Source organism: Pseudomonas sp. GL-B-26 (assembly GCF_019947405.1).
In the GTDB taxonomy this organism is placed as follows: Bacteria; Pseudomonadota; Gammaproteobacteria; order Pseudomonadales; family Pseudomonadaceae; genus Aquipseudomonas.
Genome location: NZ_JAGYGJ010000046.1, coordinates 20,546 through 44,259, shown reverse-complemented (window position 1 = coordinate 44,259; position 23,714 = coordinate 20,546). Strand labels below are relative to the sequence as shown.

9 protein-coding genes are annotated in these 23,714 nt (G+C 58.0%); 2 read left to right on the top strand and 7 right to left on the bottom strand.

Annotated elements, in window-relative coordinates; all coding sequences use genetic code 11:
- Window positions 1-219: 219 nt before the first annotated feature.
- Window positions 220-7,128 (top strand): TcdA/TcdB pore-forming domain-containing protein, encoded by a 6,909-nt coding sequence (locus tag KGB23_RS24230; protein ID WP_223432871.1) that lies wholly within the window; start codon window positions 220-222, stop codon window positions 7,126-7,128.
- A gap of 76 nt (window positions 7,129-7,204) precedes the next feature.
- On the top strand, window positions 7,205-14,290 hold the full coding sequence (locus KGB23_RS24225) for a TcdA/TcdB pore-forming domain-containing protein (RefSeq protein ID WP_223432861.1): 7,086 nt from the start codon (window positions 7,205-7,207) through the stop codon (window positions 14,288-14,290).
- Here KGB23_RS24225 and KGB23_RS24220 read toward each other — a convergent pair.
- The 7 genes from KGB23_RS24220 to KGB23_RS24190 form a co-directional block, all read right to left on the bottom strand.
- Window positions 14,259-14,855 carry a MarC family protein gene (locus KGB23_RS24220; protein WP_223432860.1) on the bottom strand — a complete coding sequence of 199 codons (597 nt, stop codon included), beginning with the start codon at window positions 14,853-14,855 and terminating at the stop codon, window positions 14,259-14,261. The genes KGB23_RS24225 and KGB23_RS24220 overlap by 32 nt on opposite strands.
- Window positions 14,856-14,919: 64 nt before the next feature.
- Window positions 14,920-17,697: a hybrid sensor histidine kinase/response regulator gene (locus KGB23_RS24215; protein WP_223432859.1), complete on the bottom strand. Its 2,778-nt coding sequence runs from the start codon at window positions 17,695-17,697 to the stop codon at window positions 14,920-14,922.
- Between the two features lie 99 nt (window positions 17,698-17,796).
- Window positions 17,797-19,092, bottom strand: a complete 1,296-nt coding sequence (purD, locus tag KGB23_RS24210) for a phosphoribosylamine--glycine ligase (protein ID WP_223432858.1) — start codon at window positions 19,090-19,092, stop codon at window positions 17,797-17,799.
- A 189-nt stretch (window positions 19,093-19,281) separates the two neighbouring features.
- Window positions 19,282-20,889, bottom strand: coding sequence for a bifunctional phosphoribosylaminoimidazolecarboxamide formyltransferase/IMP cyclohydrolase (gene purH / locus KGB23_RS24205; protein ID WP_223432857.1), 1,608 nt, complete (start codon window positions 20,887-20,889; stop codon window positions 19,282-19,284).
- An 81-nt stretch (window positions 20,890-20,970) separates the two neighbouring features.
- On the bottom strand, window positions 20,971-21,291 hold the full coding sequence (gene fis, locus KGB23_RS24200) for a DNA-binding transcriptional regulator Fis (protein WP_007907419.1): 321 nt from the start codon (window positions 21,289-21,291) through the stop codon (window positions 20,971-20,973).
- Window positions 21,288-22,298 (bottom strand): tRNA dihydrouridine synthase DusB, encoded by a 1,011-nt coding sequence (dusB, locus tag KGB23_RS24195; RefSeq protein ID WP_223432856.1) that lies wholly within the window; start codon window positions 22,296-22,298, stop codon window positions 21,288-21,290. Before dusB ends, fis begins: the two co-directional genes overlap by 4 nt.
- A 185-nt stretch (window positions 22,299-22,483) precedes the next feature.
- The gene (locus KGB23_RS24190) at window positions 22,484-23,692 is read right to left on the bottom strand and encodes a DUF3426 domain-containing protein (protein WP_223432855.1); all 1,209 of its coding nucleotides are present in this window, start codon (window positions 23,690-23,692) and stop codon (window positions 22,484-22,486) included.
- Between the last annotated feature and the right edge of the window lie 22 nt (window positions 23,693-23,714).

Below are 23,714 nucleotides of genomic sequence, written 5' to 3'. Positions count from 1 at the left end.
TGGCTGGCTTACAGAACTTAATTGCATGTATTGAAGCTGGAGAGTGTCTTGTCTAATAGTCATTTGGATGTTCCGTATATCGGTGGGGACGTGAGGTTTGCAAAGCTTTTTAATCTTGAAGATCTTGAACAGGCGTTAATTTCGCACAAAGGTACCGACGAGTATGACGACGTCTTCAGGTATTACTCAGGCTGCATCGACTTGCTCGATTCGCCCAGGATGCTGGAGCCGCTGGGCCTGTTGAAGCAGGCTTTGGCATCTTTTGGCGGGCCTGTGGGTCGACCACGACGAACGACTGAGTCGCTTCCTCCCAAGAGCGCGGCCCCCGACGTGACAGACATCTACGAACGGCTCGAAGGTTTCGAGGCTCGTTTGTCGAACGGTACGCAGCAGTTGCAAACGCCCAAAACAAACGTTCCTGACACTCTGCATTTTGTCTGGCTCGGCGGTGGTTTGGGCGGTATCCAGCGCGACTACATCAATATCTGGAAGCAGACACTGTCTGGGCAGGGTTACACCCTCAAACTCTGGTACGACAGCGATGCATTGCTGGCCTACGAAACCAATCGGATTATTGTCGAGGCAGCCAAGGCTGACGCCATGCTTGATGGCGGGCAGGCCAGTAGTACCGCTGTTGAACTGGGCGACAAGTATGAAGAGCGGGTCATTGCTCTCAAACAGCAGATGTTTGCGCACATTAATAAAGCGCTAGAGAGCGGTGAGAGTGCCGACGACGCCAGGATCGATCTGTTGGTTCGAGCCTATAGTCAAGATGAAGGGCAGTTGAAAGTACTCAGGGAAAAAAACCGCCAGAGTCTGTTGTCGTTGAGCGAGGACGCTATTGTTCTTCGCGATCTCGCCACTGAGGCGACACCGTTGTACTTGCAGGACATCTACGAGCGAGAAATCAGCTTGCGTGGCAACTTTGCTGCCGCCTCCGATATTGTCCGCGCCGAGGCACTGTTCGCCGACGGTGGCAGTTATGCAGACGTGGATAACCTGCCGCCGCTGTTAGAAAACCTGGGCGGGGTGGATATCAGCCGGTTTGGCTCGGATGCACGCCTGGGTGTTTTGCAGTTGATACTTGACCACCGTCCTGAGTGGATGCCGGGTCGGCAGGTTATACGCAGCAAGTACAAAAACTATTTCGAGCAAATTCCCCTGGAGCATCGTGAGGCGCTGGAGCATTTTGCCAAGAGCAGCCCTGATATCAGCGGTGTTTTCCGGCAGCCGGTAGAGCGTCAGGTGCAACCGGATGGACTGCGTGCTGTCGCCGTAAACAGCACGTTGAGTAACGCGTTCATGATGGCTCATCCCGGGTCAGCAATGCTCAAGGCTGTTCTTGACCGTTTCAGGCTTAACTATGAGGTGGTTGATGCCACCGCCCGGTTAGCCGTTGAAAGAAAGATCGCGCTTATCGATGCCCAGGCAGTCAGTGACGTTGCCGAGGAGGTGGTCGAGAAACGGTTCGGGCCCTTGCAGGAACTGCCGATGGAGGAAGAAATAGCGGTCAGGTTTTTGGTTGAAGCTGCCGCTGCTTACTACAGCGACGGTATCCGTCCACAGAGTGAAGTGACCATTTATCTGACCGGGCCTGCTGCGATGCGCGATGGATTGGCGGATTACGAAAAAATGCATTTTACCCCGCGGGGCGCTGCAGCTTCGAGAACTGAAGTTGCCATACCCGCCATCTCAACCGTCAACCTGGCGACCGAGGAGGAACTGGATCACTCCTGGAAGGAGAACGAGAGCGACACGACTCAATGGCTGAATAGAGAAAAGCAGCGTTGGGAAGCCGGGAAGTTCAATATCCGTTATGCCGGCGATGTCACGCAGCTGCTCAAGTACCAGCGTATTGATTTCGAAGAAGGCTGGCCGGTGATCGAAGATCGACATGTGTTGATCACTGATCTGTTGCAGCAGCTGGCCAATGATCTCGGTGAGCCATTTCGCCAGGCAATGAGTCAGCGCCACAACGGCAGCGTGACGTTTGAAAAGCCGTTGTCCCTGAGTTTCGATGACCGGCAAGCGATCATTGCTCAGGATGCCAGCATTCGCCCCCCGGCTTCCCTCCCGGATGCGGCGACACAAAACCTGTCGGTGGATGAACTGTTGAGCCGGGTCGCCAAAGACCCACTGCTCACCGTGAAACTAAACCCGCTGCAACGTCTGTTGCTGGGTGGGCTATTGGGGGTCAGTGCGCTGGATAACCAGCATTTTGAAGCCGCCAGTGCAACGCTTGAAAACCTTGCCAATACGATGTCGGAGTTGGGAGTCATCCACCGTTACGGGGCCATTGAGCGGGAGTTGTTCAAGCAACGTCATCCGGCTTTCCTTGCCGGGTTGACGCGTGCTTCCAACCCGCCCGTGGCCTTGTCCGAAACGAGTGTTGAACTCAAGAAACAGGCACTCGAACGTCCGCTGACCCTGGTGGAATGGGGGCGTTTGGTCGCCAGAATTCAGCACGTGGCGAAACTCGAGTACCGCGACCGGATTGGAGAACGAATCGGTGAAGTGCTGGAGAGCTTCGATCACGGCAGTTTCAAATTGGTGCCCCAGGACTTGTTGCTCGAAGGATCAGGCGATCGGGTTGCCGGACGCTGTTACCCACTGGTACTGGCCATGGCTGCTGCGCTCCATAAAGGCACCAACGCGGCAAATACCTTGCGGGAACGCTTTTACCTGGCGGTTACCGAGCCTGAAGCCGGCGACTCAAGGGGATTTGTGAGCATGATCGAGGAGCTGCGTGACGTCCCGGTCAGTGAATCAGGCAAGCCATTGATGCGCTCCGATCTGACTCGGATCGTAGCGATGCTGGAAGAAAAAACGGACACGACCACCCTGATGCTCAACTCGGACAACCACTCGATGCTGGTTGCGAAAACGCTTGAGGGGCCGCACAGCGCTTACCTGCTTTACGATCCGAATTTCGGGATCTTCGAGTTTGCGACTGCCTCGACGTTCAGTGAGGCGCTGAAGCACTTCTTCATCCGCAAGGAGATGGGCAGGCATTACGCCGCCTTTGGGGATGTGGCACGTCCGACTTTTGACTTGATCGAACTCAATGGCGCAGGGCTGAACGCCATAGTGCTTGCGTCCGGTGCTCAGGTCTCAAGCCTTTCGGAGTCGGGAGCGTTGCCTGAGCAGGCTCCTCGCGCAAGACAGCGACTGGCCAGTGCGCGGGGGCAGTCGTTGGTCAACAATGCAGCGTTGGGCAGTTCATTGCTGGAACTGGACGCTCACTGGTGGGGTGGGCAGATCGCGCAGGCGACACGGCAGTTGCAAGAGCAACACGGGCTGGCGTCGGATTCTGTTGTGTTGTTCGAGACACTGGAGATAACCCCGACAGGGGAATACACAATCAGTCTGGTCAACACCGATGCCGGGCAGACCATTGAGCGTGTCACCACCCGCGATCACCGGTTCCTGAGAATTAAAAACTTCCTCTCCGAAACCTTCCATTCATTGGCCGCTCGCCCGCGTGCGCCGGTCAATCCGCTTGATCCGACGGACGCCGGCAGCGTTCATACGCTCAATGCCGGTTTCACCATACAGGCCCTGATGAATGCGCTGCGACATCACGAGGGCGCGGCCAGCGGTGGTGACAAGGCCCTGACCACCGCCATTCGCCTGCATGCCTACGTGAACTATGCCCAACTGGCCCATGGCAACGTAGTGGACGTTATTGGTGTGATCAAACTGGTCCGCCAGGCACTGGACGATGAAAAGCTGATCGCCCGCACCAGTGCGCCGTTGGTGCAAAAGGCCTTGGGGCATATCGCCAATGAAGGCGTCGGTACTGTGCTGGGGATGGTGAATGTCGGGTTTGATATTTACCAGTTGAGCCATGCCACCAATGAGATTGAAAAGGCGCAGTTCGGGACGCAGTTGGCCTTCGACTCCGCGAGTACGGTGTTGGGCGCAGCGGGTCTGGGGGCAGCCCTGGCTGGCGCGGGTACGGTGGCCGCGGTGCTGGGGGGCGCCGGGGTGATTCTTGGCGGGTTGGCAGTGGGCGTTACGGCGCTGGCCGAAGGTTTTGCGACGATTGCGGAGGAAGCCAAGGAGGTCGCGCGGTTTTTTGATGGGCTTGAAAAGGCGTATGTACAAGGCGGCTATCACCTGGACAAGGCGTCAAATGTCTGGATTGCGCATCCCTTGCTGGTGTTTGCCGATTTGGATTTGCGCGCATCCACCGTCCATTTCGACAGCCCGAAACTGTTCTCGCTTCGGGACCATTTCGGGGTCCCGGATTACGATGTGGATTACACCCGCGCCATCGATATTCGCCAGGGCCTTGGGTTGCCGGACTCGGCGCATTTCTCACCACAGGCAGGACAAACCATCGTTCTGCCCTGCAGACCCAAGACCTTGTACGGCTACAGATACAAGTTGCTGCCGTTTGTCACGTTTCGTCATGCCGGCGGGTACGACACGGCACGTCGACTGGAGAAAAAGAACGAACAGGGGCAATGGCAGTTTCTGTTTTCGTTCTACTCGTTTCCCGGTGAGTACGTGGTCAACCGGCTGATCCCGGCCTACCAGCCAACGGTATTCAATGTTCGTCTCGATAACATCGAGCGTTCACTCGCGGTACCTGCGCTGCCGAAGATGTGGCACGGGCTGGTGTCCTACCGGGTAGAAGGCGCAGGTGCTCAATGTTCCCTGTTGCTCAATCCTGGAGTGAGCCTCGAACTCGCCGCGCCCGGTCACATTGCTATGCAATGGGTGCTGCGGACTCCATGGCTGGCGGAGACAGACATCCGGATAGAAGCCGGGGGACGCCTTGTTTCGGCGACGCTGGAGGTGACGTTCAGTGGCGGTGGCGTTCACCATGTGTTGCTTAAGCTGGCGGATAACAAAATCGTGCGTGTAGATCTTGCTGCCCGGCAGCTGGAGGTTGTCGAAGAAGAGGCCGATCCGGCCCTCGGGGAACAAGCGTTGCTGGATCACTTCAAGACACTGACCCATGAACATCGCCTGGCCACGTCTTACACCCCCGTTCGCAACTTCGTGGTGCCGTTCGAAAAGCCGGACGAACCCAGGCCGGTAACCGCGTATTACGACTCGGCGCAGGATCGTTTTCTGTACATCCGCGACCCGAATGTCCTGTTGTCCGATGAGGTGATATTGGGCGCGGTGGTGGAGGGCTCGGCTTACTTCTATCACCCCGAGACTTTCTATGTCTGGCAGGTCGATGCGATCACCGGCACGCTGGTTCAGCGCTATCGTTTGCTGATTAGAGATGGCCTGGCGATTGTCCGCTTCGAGGCCGTGACCCATGGCGGCATTCAGATCGTGCAGCAGCTCACTGGAAAGGACGGCCAGCGCGATGAACTGACTTATGTGATCCATGACCGGGCCGTGGTGCTCAGCTCGATCACCCGCGGTCAGGATCCTGCGTTGCAGGTCGTTTTGGAGGTTGACACGCTGAAGGACTGGAAGCAGGTGCTGGGCGACTATGTGTTGCTGGCAGAGTCCGCCACTACAGTGAACTGGCGTCCCGGTGCACTGGTTTCGATTTGTTGGCAGATCGATGACAAGTGGCGGGATCTGGTCTGGGTACGCAGCAGTGATGGGTTGATTATTCGTGCACCTGCCAGGCGTCACCATGCGCGGGGATGGGCAGACTCGATCAAGGCCTTGAATGAACTTCTGCTCATTGCTCCCGCCGGTGTCGAGGGCGAAGTGTTCATTACCTACGACAAACTTCGCCAAAGCCTTATGTGTCAGCAAAGGTCGATGGTGGAGGGGCGCGCACAATGGTCGTCCAGCAATATCTCCCCCCCTGGGCTGAAAAATGTTGTCGCCGTTGAGCGGGACTATCTCGTCCTGACCGACTCTGGTCTGTTCTTTGACATTACGCCGGACGGGAATCTGAGCTTTGGCGGGCTGACCGAGCACTGGTTCAAGGATCGAGCTCAGTGGTGGTCGGTGCTGGAAACGGTTGCGGTGCAATACCCGGTGCCGAGTTTTTCCATCCTGGGTTTGACCGGTTTCAAGGGCGATGCCTTGTGCGCCTGGTACCTGGGTGGTCGGCTGCTGCTCGCTGAAATGGGTCACGGCAAAGAAGTACGGTTGCTGAGTATTACTCCAGACAATCAGGCCACCTGGCTGTTTGATCTTTCAACCGGCAGGATTGTCCGTCAGGGTTTTATCGATCCAGACCGCTTGAGCACGGCATTTGCCCAGGGAACGAAACTGTTACCGGCTGAGGCATTGCCAGCCCCGACGCAGGAATGGGCGAGCTGGACCTTTAGCGACGTAACCGTGGAAGGCTCTGGCCTGAGGGCAACGACGCTTGAAGGTGTGGAGGTGGATTTACAGTACAACGAACCGGTACGGATTACGGGCGTTGACAGCCATTGGGTCGCTGCACTGGAAGGTGAGTTGAGTGAGGGCCTGGCGGCGCTGGCGAACGAACATCGATGCGCCGATTTTCTGTCCGTCAAAGACCCTGACTCCCAACAATGGTACGTGGTCCGGACCGGACGGTTGATCCGCATTCCGAAGACCGCTATTGCTGCGCCATTCACGCTCGTCGGCACCCAGCATCAAACCAATGTGATGCTGCATGATCGCAGGGATGGTTTTTTGCACACCTATCCGCAAAACAACAGGGTCGGGCCGCTCGACTATGTCCAGCGAAACGCCGAAGTACTGGTGGTCGAGGGGGCGGAAACGCGTACGGACCTGCTCCCGTTGATTGCCGATGATGTCAGCATCCTGGTGCTCAAACTGGGTCAAGGTTCAACGACCTGTCGGCTTACCAGAGCCGCATGGTTGAAGCTTGAGTCGGTCATTGTCGATTGCCGCCATTCACTCGACCACTCGCCTTCGGTTCCGGGAAAACTGATCTGGGATATCGTGGTTGCGGATCAGTTGTGGGCGAGCCAGGTCGATGAGCACTTGGTGATTGTGGATGCGGACAGCGGACACAGCTTGATCTTTCGCGACGTGTTCTCGACCGATGTCGTTTTGCAACGGAACGTATTTCTGACGATGAGCGGCTATCAGTCCTTCGCGGTGTCAACACTGGTAAGCACCCTGGTTGCCAGGAAGGACAGCACGAGCAGTGTGTTACTCAAAGACATTTTGCCCACCGCATTAGTTGAAAAAATAGAAGATTGAGTCCTGACAGCCACTGACACATTGAACCTGTTCGATGTGTGAGTGGCTGTCGGCTTTTATTCATAAGGATATGAAAGTGAAAAGTACAACGACGGGAGCGCTGAATCAGACTGACGCTTTTTCCACGCCGTTTGATCGCAGCGAGTTGGAGTTTGCGTTGAGCGGTTTCAAAGACATGCCGGAGCACGCAGCGGCCTTGCGTTACTTCGACGGTGCTAGCGAAGCGTCGAGTCTTGAGGCCCAACTGACGCCGATAAGTCTATTGAAGGAAACGCTCGAATCAAAAACCCCGAAAGGTTCGGCTGCCACACTGCAAAAAGTCCGGGATAAATTGACGGACTATTTACTGCGTTTGAGTACAACTGTCGAACTACTGAATACTGCCAAAGCCGTCCCCAAAAAGTTGCACTTTGTCTGGGTAGGCGGCGGCATTGGCGCTATTCAGGGAGACTACATCAATGTCTGGAGGCAAATGCTTGCCCCAAAGGGTTACAGCCTCAACCTGTGGTATGACAGCGATGCTTTACTGGCCCATGAAACCAATCGCATTATCGTCGAGTCAGCCAAAGCGCTGGGGACGATTTCTGCGCCACAAGGCGCAGTCGATACGCCTGCTGCGCTGGCTCGTCGTTACATCGAGCGAACTCGAGTGTTGCGACAGCAGATGTTCGAGCATATCCAGACTGTCACCCAGGCGGGCGGCAGCGCCGATCAGGCGCGGATTGATCTTTTAGTCAGTGCCTATGGCCAGGACGAAGGTGAGCTCAAGGCGCTCAAGGCCCGCAATCTTCAATCTCTGCAACGCGTGGAAATTGCCCATCGAGACATACACGTAGAGCTTATCGATCAACCGTTGTTCGATATCTATGAGCGCGAAATCTCGTTTCGCACCAACCTGGCGGCTGCATCCGATATCACACGTTTACAAGTTCTGAATGTCGAGAGTGGAACCTATCTTGACGCTGACTTGCTGCCGTCTCTGCATAAAGTGCTCGGTGGTGTGGACCTCGCCGCCTTCGGTGCCGAAGAACGTATAGGTGTGATGCAGGTATTGTTCAATCACAACCCGACACTACTTCCGAATCGGGGGCAGGCCTATGCGGATTTTCGCCCCCAGGTGCCTGAACAACACAGAGAGGCGATAACAGCATTTGCCAAAAACATGCCGTCCCTCAGTGATATTTTTGCGCCGTTCAATGACGTCATGGTTGCAGCGAACGGGCTGCGCGTCGGGAACAAAAACACGCGTGATTTGGTGCCGGATCAAGTCAAGACGCCGTTCAACGGATTATCCAATGCCCTGTTGAGTGGTCATGCGGGTTCTGTACAACTCGCTGCGGTTATGGAAAAAATTCGCAGCAACTATCAGTTCCTGGACCGGGTCGTTGCGCAGGCCTTGAGCAGCAATGTATCGCTTCAGGATCGCCAGGCATTTCCCGATCTGATTATCCGGGAGCTGGAAAAAAAACACGGTTCGATTTCAAGCTGGGAGGCGAATATCCACAGCCTCAACAGTTTTTTGCAGACGATCAATGACTATGATGCCGACGGCATCAAATTCGGTGCCCAATCGGCCATTGCGATGAGCGGGCCGACGGCGGTATCCAGCGGTTTGAGTGACTTTGTCGAAGACCATGCGGTGCTTGAAAGCCGCCAACTGATCAGCGACAAGGTTGACCTGTTCGACGGCTTTAACCTCGCCACCGAAGAAGAAACCCACCACAGCTGGAAAGACAATGCCAGGACTGAGGCGGCCTGGTTCGAGCTTGAAACAACCAAAGCGAGCCAGGGCGGCTATAAGGCCCATTTCAAAGGCAACATCACTGAGCTGCTTAAAGGTCAGCTGATGACGTTTGAAAAGGGTTGGCCTGTGATTGAAGGCCGACCGGTTTTACAGACCGACCTCTTGCAGCAACTGGTGGATGATCTGGGAGCCCCCTTCATCCGGGCCATGAACGAAAAACTCAGCGGCGACCTGAGCTTCGATAAGCCTTGGTCTCTGAGTTTCGATGAGCGTCAGCGGATCCTGGCGCAAGCCCGTGTCGAACTTCCGGTCTCACACGGTTTTGAGCCGATCGGTAACTTGAACGAAATGATTGCCCGTATTGGTCACGGCTCTCTGCCGCTTGATCAGTTGAGTCCGGTGCATCGAGTACTACTCGGTGGGCTGTTCGGCGCGCAGACGCTGGATAGTGCCGGATTCGACGATGCCTGGCAGCGCACCCGAACCCTCGCTCAGATCACCGCCGACCTGGGTTTTGCCCAGCGTTATCTGGCCATCGAACAGGCCTTGCTCGCACGCAGGCATCCTGCATTCGAAGCCGGGTTTGCAGCTGCCCGGGCAGCGGTTGAGCCGTCGAAGAACAGCGCTCAGGTGCTCAAGGCCCTCGCGTTCGAGAAGCCGTTGACCTTGCGCCAATGGGGCGAGCACATGGCCCGCATCAGGTTTCAGGCCCAATATGAACTGCGCCACCACATCTTCCAGCGCAGCGCCACGGTGCTGGAAACCTTCATCGAGCAAGGTGCTTCGACGGGGAGGTTGATGCCTCAGGGGTTACTGGTCAGGGGTGAAGGCGATCCCGGAAGGCGCTGTTATCCACTGGTGTTGGCCATGGCGGCCGCCATCGAAAAAGGCCCCTCGGCCGTGGACGCTTTGAGCGGCAGGTTGGCCAATGCCAACCTTGCGCCCGACGCCAATGAAACCCATGCTTTTCTGCGGACCCTCGATGAGCTGCGAACCGTGCCAATGGCGCGGTCGGGCACTTTATCAGGAGAGTCCGGGCTGAATCAGGTCATGCAGGCACTGGAAGCCAGGACTTCTACCAGTACCTTGATGCTCAACACCGAAAGCCATTCCCTGTTGGTGGCAAAAATCGTCAATGGCGAGTCGAGTGCCTACCACTTCTACGATCCGAATTTCGGTGTCTTCGGATTTGAACAGGCACAGGACCTGCACCGTGGTCTTGAGCAGTTTCTGAGCAGCCCTGAGCTGGCCAGGCTCTATGAGATCAGTCACGTGATGGACGCGACGTTCAACGTCGTCGATCTCAATGGCCCGCGTATCGCCGATCTGACACTGCCGTCGCAGATCAATGTGTCGGGTTTGCTGAGGCATGATCCGATCAGCGCCGGTGTGACGGTGACGCCATGGGAACACCACGCTGCGTTGCGGGCCCGTTCATTGGCGGAAAATGCCCGACTGGGGCGTGGGCTGAACGAACTGGACGCCCGTCACTGGGCGCAGCAGATTCAACACAGCGCTGATCGCCTCCACGCGGAAAGTAACCTTGGGCGAGACTTTGTTCCGGTATTCGACAGTGTGCGAGAGGTGTCGGGTGGACACTATGAAGTCAGCCTGGTCAATCTCAAGGACCCCACGCGCACCGTCAGGGTGTCAAGCACCGACGGAGTTCTGTCGCGGATCCGCTCCTACCTGACGGAGACCTTCCAGACACTGTCGGTCAAGCCGTCCGTACCGGGTTATGTCGACCCGACCGATGTCAGCGCCGTGCATACCTTGAATGCGGCTTTTACGGTTCAGGCGCTGCTGGTGGCGCTCCAGTCCCATGAGCAAATCAGCGACATCAATGAAGACCGTAGCCTGACGACTGCCGTGCGAATGCACGGTTACCTCAGTTACGCGCAACTGGCCCATGGCAATCTGCTCGACATCGTGGATCTGGTCAAACTGTTCAGGGTGGCGTTAAACGACGCACCGCTGGTGGCCCGGACCACCTCCTCGGTAGTGGTCAACGCGCTGGGACATATTGCCAGGGATGGTTTGGCCACGGTGATGCAACTGGCTACTCTGGGTTTCGATATCTACCTGCTGGCCAATGCCAAGGACGATCTGCAACGGGCGCAATATGGCACGCAGCTGGTGTTCGATTCCGCGGGGTTGGCACTGTCTGCGGCCGGCATAGGCGCCGGCCTGGCAGGTGCCAGTACGGCAGCTGCGTTTCTTGGCGGAGCCGGTGTGATTCTGGGCGGGCTGGCCATTGGCGTGAGCGCGCTGGTCGAAGGGTTCAACGGCACATTGGAGCGAGGGCGGCGGATCGGTCAGTACCTGAATCGTGTCGATAAGGCGTATCGTTCGGGCGGTCACTCGATCAGGGAGGGCGTGTTTTATCCGAATCCTTATGCGGCCATCCGCGAGATTGATTTGCGCAACCAGCGACTGACGTTTGGTAGTCAACAAATCTTATCGGCCAATACCTCCGTGCTGCACCCGCCGAATGACAATCGTGATCGTTCGAAAGCCATCAACATTCGACAACACCTCGGGTTGCCGGAGCAGGCGGCTATTGGCGATTTGACGACCTTTCAGGCCATTGTCCTGCCGTGTGTGGCCAACACCTGGTTCGGTTTCAATTACTCGGCCCTGCCGTTTTCGACCACGCGTTCCGAGCATTTTGAAACTGCGCTGAATCTGGAGTACGACACAGCAGGCAATCGCCAGTTCTGGTTTACCTTTTACAAGTTCCCCACCGAGTACATCTTGCACAACTTGTATCCGATAGAGGTCGAGACGACGATCAGTGTCTTGCTGGATGAGGAGCCGCGTTCGTTGCTGGTGCCCGAGCTGCCCAAGATGTTGCACGGCAAGCTGTCCTACAGTGTTGAAGGGGTGGGTGGTCATTGCGCGCTGACACTTGTTCCGGGCGTGCGTTCGGTCAATCTGTCACTGGCACAGAAGGCTCGCCCCATGGCCTGGACGCTGCGTGCGCTCTGGTTGAGAGAAGAGGATATCGTTGTCGGCGAAGGTTTTTTGAAGGTGGGGGCTGTCGACGTTCACGTCATGGGTACGCCTGAATTGGTTATCCAGACTTCGCATCACTCGTTTCGAGTCAACTGGGCGAAACAGCAGTTGCTGCTCGAAGAACTGGAGAACGACCCGACTGCCGACACTGCGATGATCCAGGCCCGAGTCAGGAAACTGGCCCGCACCAATCGTTTGGCCAGCCCGTTCACAGCGGTACAGAATTTCCCGGTTCCATTCGCAGACCCACAAGAACCACAACTCACCACGGCTTTTTATGAGCAGGCCCGTGATCGTTTTATCTACGCTCGCGACCTCCCATCGGCACTGGCGAACCAAGCCAGGCTGGGCGCGGTTATGGGTGGGCAGGCGTATTTCTATTGCTCCCGGGAAGCACTCATCTGGCGCTCTGACGTGGTCACCGGGCGGGTCAATCGATTCTATAGGCTGATGGATCCGGTGCCCGGTTCGAGCATTTCGGTATTCCAGGTCTTGGGGCACGGGATCATTCGGATTGTCCAGCAAGTGACCCAGCGCACTGGGCGTGAAGCCGAGGTGGTCTACCTGTTGGGTGAGGACGAAGTCTTGCTGCTGGCGATTGCAGGTCATCTGACCGACCGTCAGCAAGACGTGCTGCTCAAGGGCGCCATGCCAGGGTGGTCGAACTTCCTGTGGGATTACGAACTGTTGGTCAAGGATTCGAAACTTTGGCCTTTGACCCAAGTGAAAATCGTGGATTATCAGCCAGCGGCGTTTGTCTCGATAACACCTTTGACAGAAGGCAGAAAGGATCCGGTCAGCACGTGGGTCCGGGCTGCCGATGGCCTGCTGATTCGTCCCACTGTGCCGCAGATTGAGGGGGCGGGCGGCGTGGTCAGCCCGATGTTGCTGACACCCGCGACCAGCACGGGCGATACCGTCCTGTTCTTTGACAAGCGCAATCGGAGCCTCTATCGCCAGAAGATCGGGATGACCGTCACCGGTGTGGATGCCCAGGCTGAACTCATCGGGCCCTGGAGTGTGATTGAAGTCATCGCCAATGAAAAACGCTACGTTGCGTTGACCAAGGACGGGCTGTATTTCGATATCAACGAGCAAGGGCAGTCTCAGCTGGCCGGAGTCTCCGAAGACTGGCTGGAGGCTGCCAGAGGGCCGTTGGGCATTGGCTTTGAGTTTTGGACCGACGTTGAGGCGCTTGCGAAGGCGCATCAAGCGTCGAGCTTTTCGATTCTGGGTCTGGGCAACGGCGTACGGGATAAAAAATTGTGTGCCTGGTACGTCGACCATCGATTGCTGATTGCTGATGTGGGCCCCGGCAAGGTAGTGCAGTTGGTGGCAACGACGCCGGATGAGGAGGCGGGCTGGCTGCTGGATATTTCCGTTGGGCAACTTTACCGCCAAGCGTTCCTTGGGCCTGAAAAACTACCGACACTCTTTGATAATGGTCTGCAACTTCTGCAGCAGGACCTGTTGCCTGTGCCACAAAAGGTCTGGCCCGAATGGTCTTTTGCGCAGGTATGGACACATGGCTCCGGTCTGCGAGGGCGGACGCTTGAAGGGGTTGAACTCGAGATGATGTTCGGTGAACCGGCACGTATTGTCGGCGTCACGGGAGACTGGGTTTTGGCGCAACAGGGTGCGAATGACCCTTACGACGCAGGTGTGAGGCAAGCGTTGAAGGCGCTGGTGAGCAAGCATCCCCACGAAGCATTTGTATCGGTTGGCGGTTACTCGGGCTACCAATGGTACATCGAAGGCATCGATCGTGTGGTGGGTGAGGTCAATACGCGCCTGGAAACCCGACTACTGGGTGTTCGAAACAAAACGGTTGCCTTGTTACATGAAACGCCCAGCCAACTGACATACAGCGCTTCGAGGGATGTGTGGCTGGAGAACAGCGTTGCCCGTCGTGAAGCCGAGGTGTTGATGCTGGAATTTCAGGGGGAGCTCAATGACGTTATGCCGTTGATACCTGACGGTGTTACCCAGTTGATCTTGAGTTATGGGCCCAGAGCGATCAGCTGCAGCGTATCGAGCGATGTCTGGCAGCGGCTTGAATGTATTGTGGTTGATTGTCGTCGATCGTTGAGCGCTGAGTCACTGATGCCTGGCACATTGATTCTGGATACCGGGGCGCAGGATGTTTGGCGGGTCAGCCAGGTTGAAGGGCAGTTGCTGTTCACCGACCCGAATACCGGGCACAGCCTGATCTTGCGCGATCACCCCGACGATTTGACCGCACGCCGCGCCATGAACCTGAGTTTTCAGGTTCATGGCACCACAATGACCGTAACCCTTGATGAATTAGTGCGGGCACTGGCCATCGATGGCGAGGACAGGCAGCTTGCGGCGCTAATGGCGAAGGTGGGCGTCACGGAACCAGATAGCCCTTCACCCCGGTAAAGATGATCTGCGCCGCCAATGCGCAGACGAACAACCCCATCAACCGACTGACGATCTGCAAGCCCTGGTCACCGAGAATGCGCTCGATGCGGTTGGACAGATAAAGCACTACGCCGACCGTAAAACTGGCCAGGGCAATACTGAGAATGGCCATGAGTTTGTCGTCCCAATGAGGCTGGCTCACGCCCATCACCAGCAAGGCGCCGATGGTGCCGGGGCCGACCGTCAGGGGAATGGTCAGCGGGACGATGGTCACGTCCTGCTGCACGTTGTCGGTCTGCACCGCAGACTTGCCTTGGGCCATGCCCAGCGCCGAGATGAACAACACACTGCCGGCGCCGATGCGGAAGGCGTCCACGGTGATGCCAAAGACACTGAAAATCACTCGCCCGAACAGGTACAGCAAGACGCTGGAGACCAGGGTGGCAGTCGCCACTTTCCAGGCCAGTCGACGTTGTTCCTTGCGCGAATAACCACGGGTCAGACTGATGAAGCAGGACAATACGAAGAATGGGCTGTAGAGCACCAGCATCTTCAGGTAAACGCTGAACAACACGTGGAGCATGGTGCAAGCTCACTGGCGAGGGAAGTCGAGGGGGAGTCTATCAGGCGCTGCGGGGTCTGTCGGCTCAGGACGTTTGAGTCGCTGCCCGGATCTGCTGATCGCGCTGGGCCACCCAATGCTCGATCAGGTCACGCAGTTGCGACAGCTCGACCGGTTTGGCCATATGCCCGTCCATGCCGGCCTGGCGTGCACGTTCTTTGTGCTCGGCGAGGATGTGCGCGGTCAGCGCCACCACGGGGGTGCGAGTCCGCTGATTACCGACTTCCCAGGCACGCAATTGCTGAGTCGCGGAGAAGCCGTCGAGAATCGGCATTTCGCAGTCCATCAGGACCAGGTCATAACGCTGGGCTTTCATCGCCTGCAAGGCTTCTTCGCCATTGCTGGCGGTATCCGGTTGCAGGTTGAGTTTGCCTAGCATGCCGCGAATCACTTTGGTCGAGATGCTGTTGTCTTCGGCCACCAGGATGCGGAAATCGCTTGGCACCTTCACCGGTAAGGTCGGGCCGGTGGGCAGGTGATGCGAGATGGAAAGGCCCTTGTTTCGTTGGTTCAGCTCATCGGCCAGCGTCGTCTTGAGGGTATAGCCGGCCACCGGTTTGGCGAGGATGCGTTTGATCCCGGAGTTGCGCGCGATGATCTTGCTGGGCGCATTGCTGATGCCGGTGAGCATGATCAGCAGGATGTCGTGGTTCAGGCTCGGGTCTTCCTTGATCTTGGCCGCCAGTTGCATGCCGGTCATGCCGGGCATGTTCTGGTCCAGCAGGACCACGTCGAAGTAATCGCGCAAGTGAGCCTTGGTGCGCAGCAGCGCCAGCGCTTCCTTGCCGGACGCTACGGCGCTGACATTCAGGCCCCAGGCGGTGCACTGTTGCACCAGCACTTTGCGACACGTGTCGTTATCGTCCACCACCAATACCCGTGCACCCTGCAAGGGGCCATCAAGGTCAGACGTCGGGTGTTCGAGGCGGTCAGGGTCCAGCGGCAGGGTCAGCCACAAGGTGCTGCCCTGATTGGCGCCGCTCTTGATCCCGAACTCCCCGTGCATCAAGCGAATCAGCTGACGGGCGATCACCAGCCCCAGGTTGCCTCCCAGACGGGTGGCCGAGAGGAAGTGCTTGCTGTGCAGTTCTGCGTGCATCAATGCATCGCGCTCTTCGGCGTCCATCGGCTCACCGCTGTCCTGCACGGCAATGCGCAAGCGCGGTTTGACACTGCGCTCATCGAGCGCGACGACGATCAGGATTTCGCCTTCGTCGGTTTTCTTCAGGGCGTTTTCCAGCAGGCTCAGCAGAGTCTGGCGCAGGCGAGTCGGGTCACCGCTGATAACGCGGGGTACTTGCGGCTGGATAAAGCTGATCAGCTCGACGTTCTGCTGTTCGGCCTTGGCGCGGAAGATGCTCAGACAATCTTCGATCAGTGCGTTGAGGTCGAACTGCACATCATCCAGTTCGATCTGCCCGGATTCGAGCTTGGAGATGTCGAGAATTTCGTTGATCAGTGTCAGCAGTTCGTTGCCGGCACTGTGGATGGTTTGCACATAGTCGCGCTGCTTGACCGAGAGCGGCGTGCCCAGCAGCAGCTCGGTCATGCCCAGCACGCCATTCATCGGGGTGCGGATTTCGTGGCTGATTTTTGCCAGGAATTCGGCCTTGGCGTTGATCTCGGCGTTGCTGGCGGCCAGGTCGCGGCTGATACTGAAACGGTTTTCAGTGATGCTGCGCTGACGTTCGCTCAAGGCAATGCTCATCAACACGCCGCTGATGCAGATTAACCCCAGCAGCGTCATGATCAAGCCTTGCGGTGCGACCAGGGTCAATCCCAGCAGTGCCGGCAACATGATCAGAGTGCCAATGTTGAACACCACCATCGCCGCGACGAACAGGCGCGCCGGGCGATAACCTTTTTGCCAGTGATAGGCGCTGACGAACAACATGCTCAGACCTGCCAGAGCGACCAGGGCGTAGGTCATGATGTTCAGCGGCAGCGTGTTGACGAATAACAGCAGCAAGCCGCAGACCACGATGAACAGAATGTCCCCCAGCAGCAGCTTGTTCAGTGGGTGCGGGCCGAGCGGGGCGAAGAAGCGATAGGCGAACATCAGGCCGCACGGCGCCGTCAGCAGCAAGGCGAGGTAGGCTCCGGGTGTCTGCACCGCGTGCCAGTTCGGCAGCCAAGGTCCTGCCAGATTCAGTAACAGCAACAGGCTGAGCATCAACAATGCTTCGCATCCGGCCAGCCAGAAACTGCTGCGTGAGCGGGTATAGGCGTAGCGGACGAGGCTGTACAGGATCAGCATCGCGATACAGCCGAACAACAGTCCGTAGATCAGCGTCTGATTCTGATTGGCCGCGGTCATGACCGCCGACTGCAGGGTGATGTAAGGCCTCAACTGATGGTCGGAGACCAGTCGCAGGTAAACGTCGAGAGGTTTTTCGTTTTGCGGCAGCGGCAACATGAAGTCACTGCTGGGCAATGGTCGTTCAGCCTGGGGCTGGTTGGTTCCGGTGTTCAGTTGCTCGATCAGCGTGTCGCCGTCCAGCACATACAGATTGAGGTGCGACAGGTCGGGCGCGAATACCCGCAGCAACTGTTCATGCTTGCCGGGAGCGAGTCTGAAGCGCAGCCATAACGCACCATCGGGGTCGGCGGCGGTGAGGCGGTCGAGTTCGATGGGGCTGAATTGATTGGTGTAGCGAGCGGAACGGATGTCGCTGAGCTGCAGGTCACCCTGTTCGTCGAGCAATACCGCCCAGCCACTGCCTTGCGCGGCCTGGGCCGGGAGCATGCAGAGCAAGGTCAGCAGAGTGACGGTGAAACCTATGGCAATCCTGAGCCAGCGCACGGCGAAATCCCTTCGTAGGTTAATGCCAGAATATAACTATGCGCGGCGCCGGAATAGTCCGGCAAGGGCTCGAAGCCCTTGCCTGGCCGAATGACGTTCTTATTCCTGATTTTCGCCACGCTCGCGGGCAATGGCACGGTAGCCAATGTCCTTGCGATAGAAACAGCCTTCCCAGTCAATTTTGGCCGCCAGCTTGTAAGCCTGCTGCTGAGCGGCATCGACGCTGGTACCCATTGCCGTGGCGCAGAGCACCCGACCACCGGCCGTCACCACTTGACCGTCCTTGAGTGCAGTACCGGCGTGGAAGACTTTGCCTTCCAGTGCTGCAGCTGCATCGAGGCCGTTGATGGCAACGCCTTTAGCGTAGTCACCAGGATAGCCGCCAGCCGCCAGCACGATGCCGACGCTCGGACGCGGATCCCATTGTGCTTCGACCTTGTCCAGGGCTTGCGCCAGCGCCGCTTCGACCAGCAACACGAGGCTCGACTGCAAACGCAGCATTACCGGTTGGGTCTCAGGGTCGCCGAAACGGCAGTTGAATTCGATGACTTTTGGGTTACCAGCCTTGTCGATCATCAGGCCTGCGTACAGGAAACCCGTGTAGACGTTGCCTTCATCGGCCATGCCGCGCACGGTCGGCCAGATCACCAGGTCCATGACACGCTTGTGCACTTCAGCGGTCACGACCGGGGCAGGGGAGTAGGCACCCATGCCGCCAGTGTTCGGACCGGTGTCGCCGTCGCCGACGCGTTTGTGGTCCTGGCTGGTGGCCATCGGCAGCACATTCTTGCCGTCGACCATGACGATGAAGCTGGCTTCTTCGCCGTCCAGGAACTCTTCGATTACTACGCGCGAGCCTGCGTCGCCGAATGCGTTACCCGCCAGCATGTCGCGTACGGCGTCTTCGGCTTCGGTCAACGTCATGGCAACGATCACGCCTTTACCGGCGGCCAGGCCATCGGCCTTGATCACGATCGGTGCGCCTTTTTCACGCAGATAAGCCAGGGCAGGCTCGATCTCGGTGAAGTTCTGGTAGTCGGCCGTCGGGATCTTGTGGCGCGCCAGGAAATCCTTGGTGAAGGCTTTCGAACCTTCCAGCTGAGCAGCGCCAGCGGTCGGGCCGAAGCAATCCAGGCCACGGGAACGGAACAGATCGACGACGCCGGCGACCAGTGGCACTTCCGGGCCGACGATGGTCAGGGAAACATTCTTCTCGGCGAAGTCAGCAAGCTGTTCAAGGGCCAGCACGTCGATAGCGACGTTCTCGCACTTGGCTTCAATGGCGGTGCCGGCGTTGCCCGGGGCAACGAAAACCTTCTGCACGCGCGGATCCTGAGCCACTTTCCAGGCCAGGGCGTGTTCACGGCCACCGCTGCCAATGATCAAAACATTCATTTCAAAACCTCGGATGACGCTAATTCTGTTTTTAGAGCCTAAAGCGCTTCACGCTGTAGGAGGTCGCAATGAAGTCGGTAGATGCCAGGCGGAGTCGACCTCGATGAGCGGCGTTGCCTTTTGGCAATGAGCATCATCGAGGTCGGCTCCAACGCAGCAGATGCCGGCTTCAGTGCGGCCGTCGTCTAGTTAGTGACGGAAGTGGCGCATGCCGGTGAATACCATGGCGATGCCGGCCTCGTCGGCAGCAGCAATCACTTCGTTATCACGCATCGAGCCGCCTGGCTGGATCACCGCAGTAATCCCCACCTTGGCCGCGTTGTCGATGCCGTCGCGGAACGGGAAGAAGGCGTCCGAGGCCATGACCGCGCCCTGCACCTGCAAACCAGCGTGTTCAGCCTTGATCGCAGCAATACGCGCGGAGTTCACACGGCTCATCTGGCCAGCGCCGACACCGATGGTTTGACGGTTTTTAGCGTAGACGATGGCGTTGGACTTAACGTATTTGGCGACTTTCCAGGCGAAGATCAGGTCGTGGATTTCCTGTTCGGTCGGAGCGCGTTTGGTCACGACTTTCAGGTCGTCGGCGCCGATCATGCCGATGTCGCGGCTCTGTACCAGCAGGCCACCGTTGACGCGTTTGTAGTCCCAGGCAGCGGCGCGATCAGCCGACCACTCGCCGCAGGCCAGCAGTCGCACGTTGGCTTTGGCAGCCACGATGGCACGAGCTTCTTCGCTGACGGACGGGGCGATGATCACTTCGACGAACTGACGCTCGACGATGGCCTTGGCGGTTTCAGCATCCAGCTCGCGGTTGAAGGCGATGATGCCGCCGAACGCCGACTCGGTGTCGGTGGCGTAGGCCAGTTCATAGGCCTGACGGATACCGCCTTCGGCGTCCGGACTGACGGCAACGCCGCACGGGTTGGCGTGTTTGACGATCACGCAGGCCGGTTTGACGAAGCTCTTCACGCATTCCAGCGCGGCGTCGGTGTCGGCCACGTTGTTGTACGACAGCTCTTTGCCTTGCAGCTGGGTCGCGGTGGCGATGCCGACTTCGGCCGGTTTGGCTTCAACGTAGAACGCTGCGCTCTGGTGCGGGTTCTCGCCGTAGCGCATTTCCTGAGCCTTGACGAACTGGCTGTTGAAAGTGCGCGGGAACTCGCTGCGACCGGAGGTAGCGAGGGTGTCAGCCGCCTGGTTCACGGTGCCCATGTAGTTGGCGATCATGCCGTCATAGGCGGCGGTGTGTTCGAAGGCCTTGAGCATCAAGTCGAAACGCTGAGCGTAGGTCAGGCCGCCGGCCTTGAGGCTTTCAAGGACGTTGGCGTAGTCGCTGGCATTCACCACGATGGCCACGTCTTTGTGGTTTTTTGCAGCCGAACGGACCATGGTCGGGCCGCCGATATCGATGTTCTCGATCGCGGTCGGCAGGTCGCAGCCTGGCTTGTTGATAGTCGCTTCGAACGGGTACAGGTTGACCGCTACCAGGTCGATCGGCTTGATGCCGTGCTCGTTCATGATGGCGTCGTCGATACCGCGACGACCGAGGATCCCACCGTGGATTTTCGGGTGCAGGGTTTTTACCCGGCCGTCCATCATTTCTGCGAAACCGGTGTAATCCGCGACTTCCACTGCGGCAACACCGTTGTCGCGCAGCAGCTTGAACGTTCCGCCGGTGGAGAGGATCTCGACGCCCAGGGCTTCAAGTTCTTTGGCGAATTCAAGGATCCCGGTCTTGTCGGAAACGCTGATCAAGGCGCGGCGGATCGGCAGGCGGGTAGTCTGGTCGGTCATTTCAATTTCCATCAAAAGCAAAGGAGTCAGCAAAAAAGGCGACCGTTTTTACGCGGGCGCCTTTCTGGTTTGATTGAATGCTTACAGCAAATCGTACTGCTTGAGTTTTTTGCGCAGCGTGCCTCGGTTCAATCCGAGCAGCTCGCTGGCCTTGGTCTGGTTGCCCTTGACGTAGTTCATCACGCACTCGAGCAGGGGCGCCTCGACTTCGGAGAGCACCAGGTTGTACACATCCGTGACGGCAGCGCCCTCAAGGTGGGCGAAATAATTGTGCAGCGCCTTCTCGACACTCCCGCGAAGGGTCTGACCTTCTTCGCTCGGCGTATTGAGGTGCTGTTTCAAATTCACGTTGTCGCTCACGGGTGTTGTTCCACTCACTAAAGTCTCGGTCATCATCGTCATGCGGCCACCCCTTCTCCGTCCCCTGTCAGGCTCTTGTAACGTTCGGCGAAGAAGCCCTGAACGTTGGCGCATTGTGCTTCCGTATCTTCTAAACGATTGAAGTGGGCGCGAAATTCCCTGGCGCCCGGCAAGGTTGCGAGATACCAGCCCACATGCTTGCGAGCTATGCGCACGCCCATGACGTCGCCATAGAAGGCATGCAGCGCGGCCAGATGCTCAAGCAGAATACGTTCCACCTCGATCAGTTCCGGTGCCGGGAGTTTTTCGCCGGTACGCAGATAATGGTCGATTTCACGAAAAATCCATGGCTGCCCCTGGGCAGCCCGGCCTACCAGCAGGCCATCGGCACCGGTCGCATCGAGCACGTACCGGGCCTTCTCTGGCGAATCGATATCGCCATTGGCAAAGACCGGAATCGACACCGCCTGCTTGATCGCGGCAATGGTGTCGTACTCGGCTTCGCCGGTGTACAGATCGGCACGGGTGCGGCCATGGACTGCCAGCGCTGTAATGCCTGCCTGCTCGGCGATCTTCGCCACGGTCAGGCCGTTCTTGTTGTCCCGGTCCCAGCCGGTGCGGATCTTCAGGGTGACCGGCACATCGACTGCGGCCACCACGGCCTGCAGGATCTCGGTCACCAATGCTTCATCCTTCAACAGCGCGGAACCGGCGGCCTTGTTGCAGACCTTTTTCGCCGGACAGCCCATGTTGATATCAATAATCTGTGCGCCCAGTTCAACGTTGGCCCGGGCCGCATCCGCCAGCATCTGTGCATCACCACCGGCGATCTGTACCGAGCGGGGCTCGGGATCACCTTCGTGGATCATGCGCATCCGCGATTTGCGGGTGTTCCACAAGCTCATGTCGCTGGTGACCATTTCCGAGACTACAAGTCCTGCGCCCAGTCGCTTGCACAGCTGACGAAAGGGTTGGTCTGTGACCCCCGCCATCGGGGCGAGAATCAAGCCGTTGTGCAATGTGTAAGGACCGATGCGTACCGCCGACATAGGACTTCCCTGTTGTGGGGTCGGATCATGAGAGTTCGAAAAAGGGTTGGCATGATACCCGCTCTCGATGACTGGATAAAGGCTGAATTGAACAAAATCTGAACAGTTATTTTGTTATCGCCAGCGGTTTGGTATGAGCGGTCAAAGTCAGAAATATGCCGTCAAAGCCGAAAAACTGAACCGTTTCACTCGGGCGAATGGAAGCTCAGGCTGTAATTCACCGCTTTGGAGCCTGGATCGAGGATATCCAGTGCGATGTGGATCGGCGTTTGCGGAGGCATTTCCGCCATCCCTTCGAGATCGCCGTTGAGGTACTCGCCGGGCTTGAAGCGACGGCTGGCGATCAGGTGGCCGTTGAGGTCGGCAAAACGCAACTCCAGCAGCGGGAAAGGCTGGGAGAAGGGCGCGCGGTTGTAGATGATCGCGTCGACCACCAGTGCGCCGTTGAAGTCCGGGTGACTGCGGACCACCAGGTTGCTGCTTTTGATTTTGGCGATGTCGACTTTGGATGGCACGGTGCAGCCGATTTGCGGGCACAGTTGCTGGAACCACGGACGGTACTGGTCCTGACGTGCCAGTTCATCGAAATGGTAGGCGATGTACTGGCCGGCGAGCGCGGCAGCGCCGAGCAGGATCAACAGCAGCCAGAAAAATCGGCGACCCCAGGGTGAGCGGCGTTTTTGCCAGTCCAGTTGCAGTGGGTCATCGGTCAGGTCTTGCAGGGCTTCAGCGCGGACAGCCGGCTCACGCTTTTTGCGCTGAGGCTGGATCGAGGGCAGATCGTCGTCGATATCATCGGTCGCCGACAGGCGTTCGTGATGCATTGGGGCGTCGAGTGGGTCGTGCAGGCGCAGCTGTGGCGGCAGATGTTCGTCGTCCAGTTCCACCGGTTCCAGGGACAGCGAAGGTTCGGTGCGCGAGTATTTGCTCGGATCGAGTTCCAGCTCTGGCAAGTCGGCTTCAGTGGTCTGCGCACGATCGGCGGCCGATTCGCTGAACAGGCTGTCGGGCCACGGCGCTTCTTCGTGCTCGACGGTGTCCCGGCTGGCGCTCAGGTTGTCTTCGCGCTGACGGCCGAATTCCGTGGTCGGCTGGATCTCCCGTTGTTCGAGGCGGGCGAGCTCTTCGTCCAGGTCCAGGCTGTCCAGATCCAGCTCGGCGGCGGTCCATTGCTTTTGGCTGATGGCCCGCGGCTCCTGCGGTTCGGCGATGGCCGGGGCAGCCGGCGTGATCGCGTCCTTGCCGGATCGTTGCTCAAGTAGTTGCTTGGCGGCGTTGAACACCTGCAAACACGAGCCGCAACGAACCACCCCGCGGGCCACGCTCAATTGAGCATGGCTGACACGGAAGCTGGTTTGGCAATGCGGGCACTGGGTGACGAAGCTGTCGGTCATGCGGCGATCCGGTTTATGCAGG

What these genes read in the sequence shown, in the direction of transcription:
- KGB23_RS24230 (WP_223432871.1), top strand. Translation starts at nt 220, where the DNA reads ATGCTGGAGCCGCTGGGCCTGTTGAAGCAGGCTTTGGCATCTTTTGGC.
- KGB23_RS24220 (WP_223432860.1), bottom strand. Translation starts at nt 14,855, where the DNA reads ATGCTCCACGTGTTGTTCAGCGTTTACCTGAAGATGCTGGTGCTCTAC.
- purD (WP_223432858.1), bottom strand. Translation starts at nt 19,092, where the DNA reads ATGAATGTTTTGATCATTGGCAGCGGTGGCCGTGAACACGCCCTGGCC.
- purH (WP_223432857.1), bottom strand. Translation starts at nt 20,889, where the DNA reads ATGACCGACCAGACTACCCGCCTGCCGATCCGCCGCGCCTTGATCAGC.
- fis (WP_007907419.1), bottom strand. Translation starts at nt 21,291, where the DNA reads ATGACGATGATGACCGAGACTTTAGTGAGTGGAACAACACCCGTGAGC.
- dusB (WP_223432856.1), bottom strand. Translation starts at nt 22,298, where the DNA reads ATGTCGGCGGTACGCATCGGTCCTTACACATTGCACAACGGCTTGATT.
- KGB23_RS24190 (WP_223432855.1), bottom strand. Translation starts at nt 23,692, where the DNA reads ATGACCGACAGCTTCGTCACCCAGTGCCCGCATTGCCAAACCAGCTTC.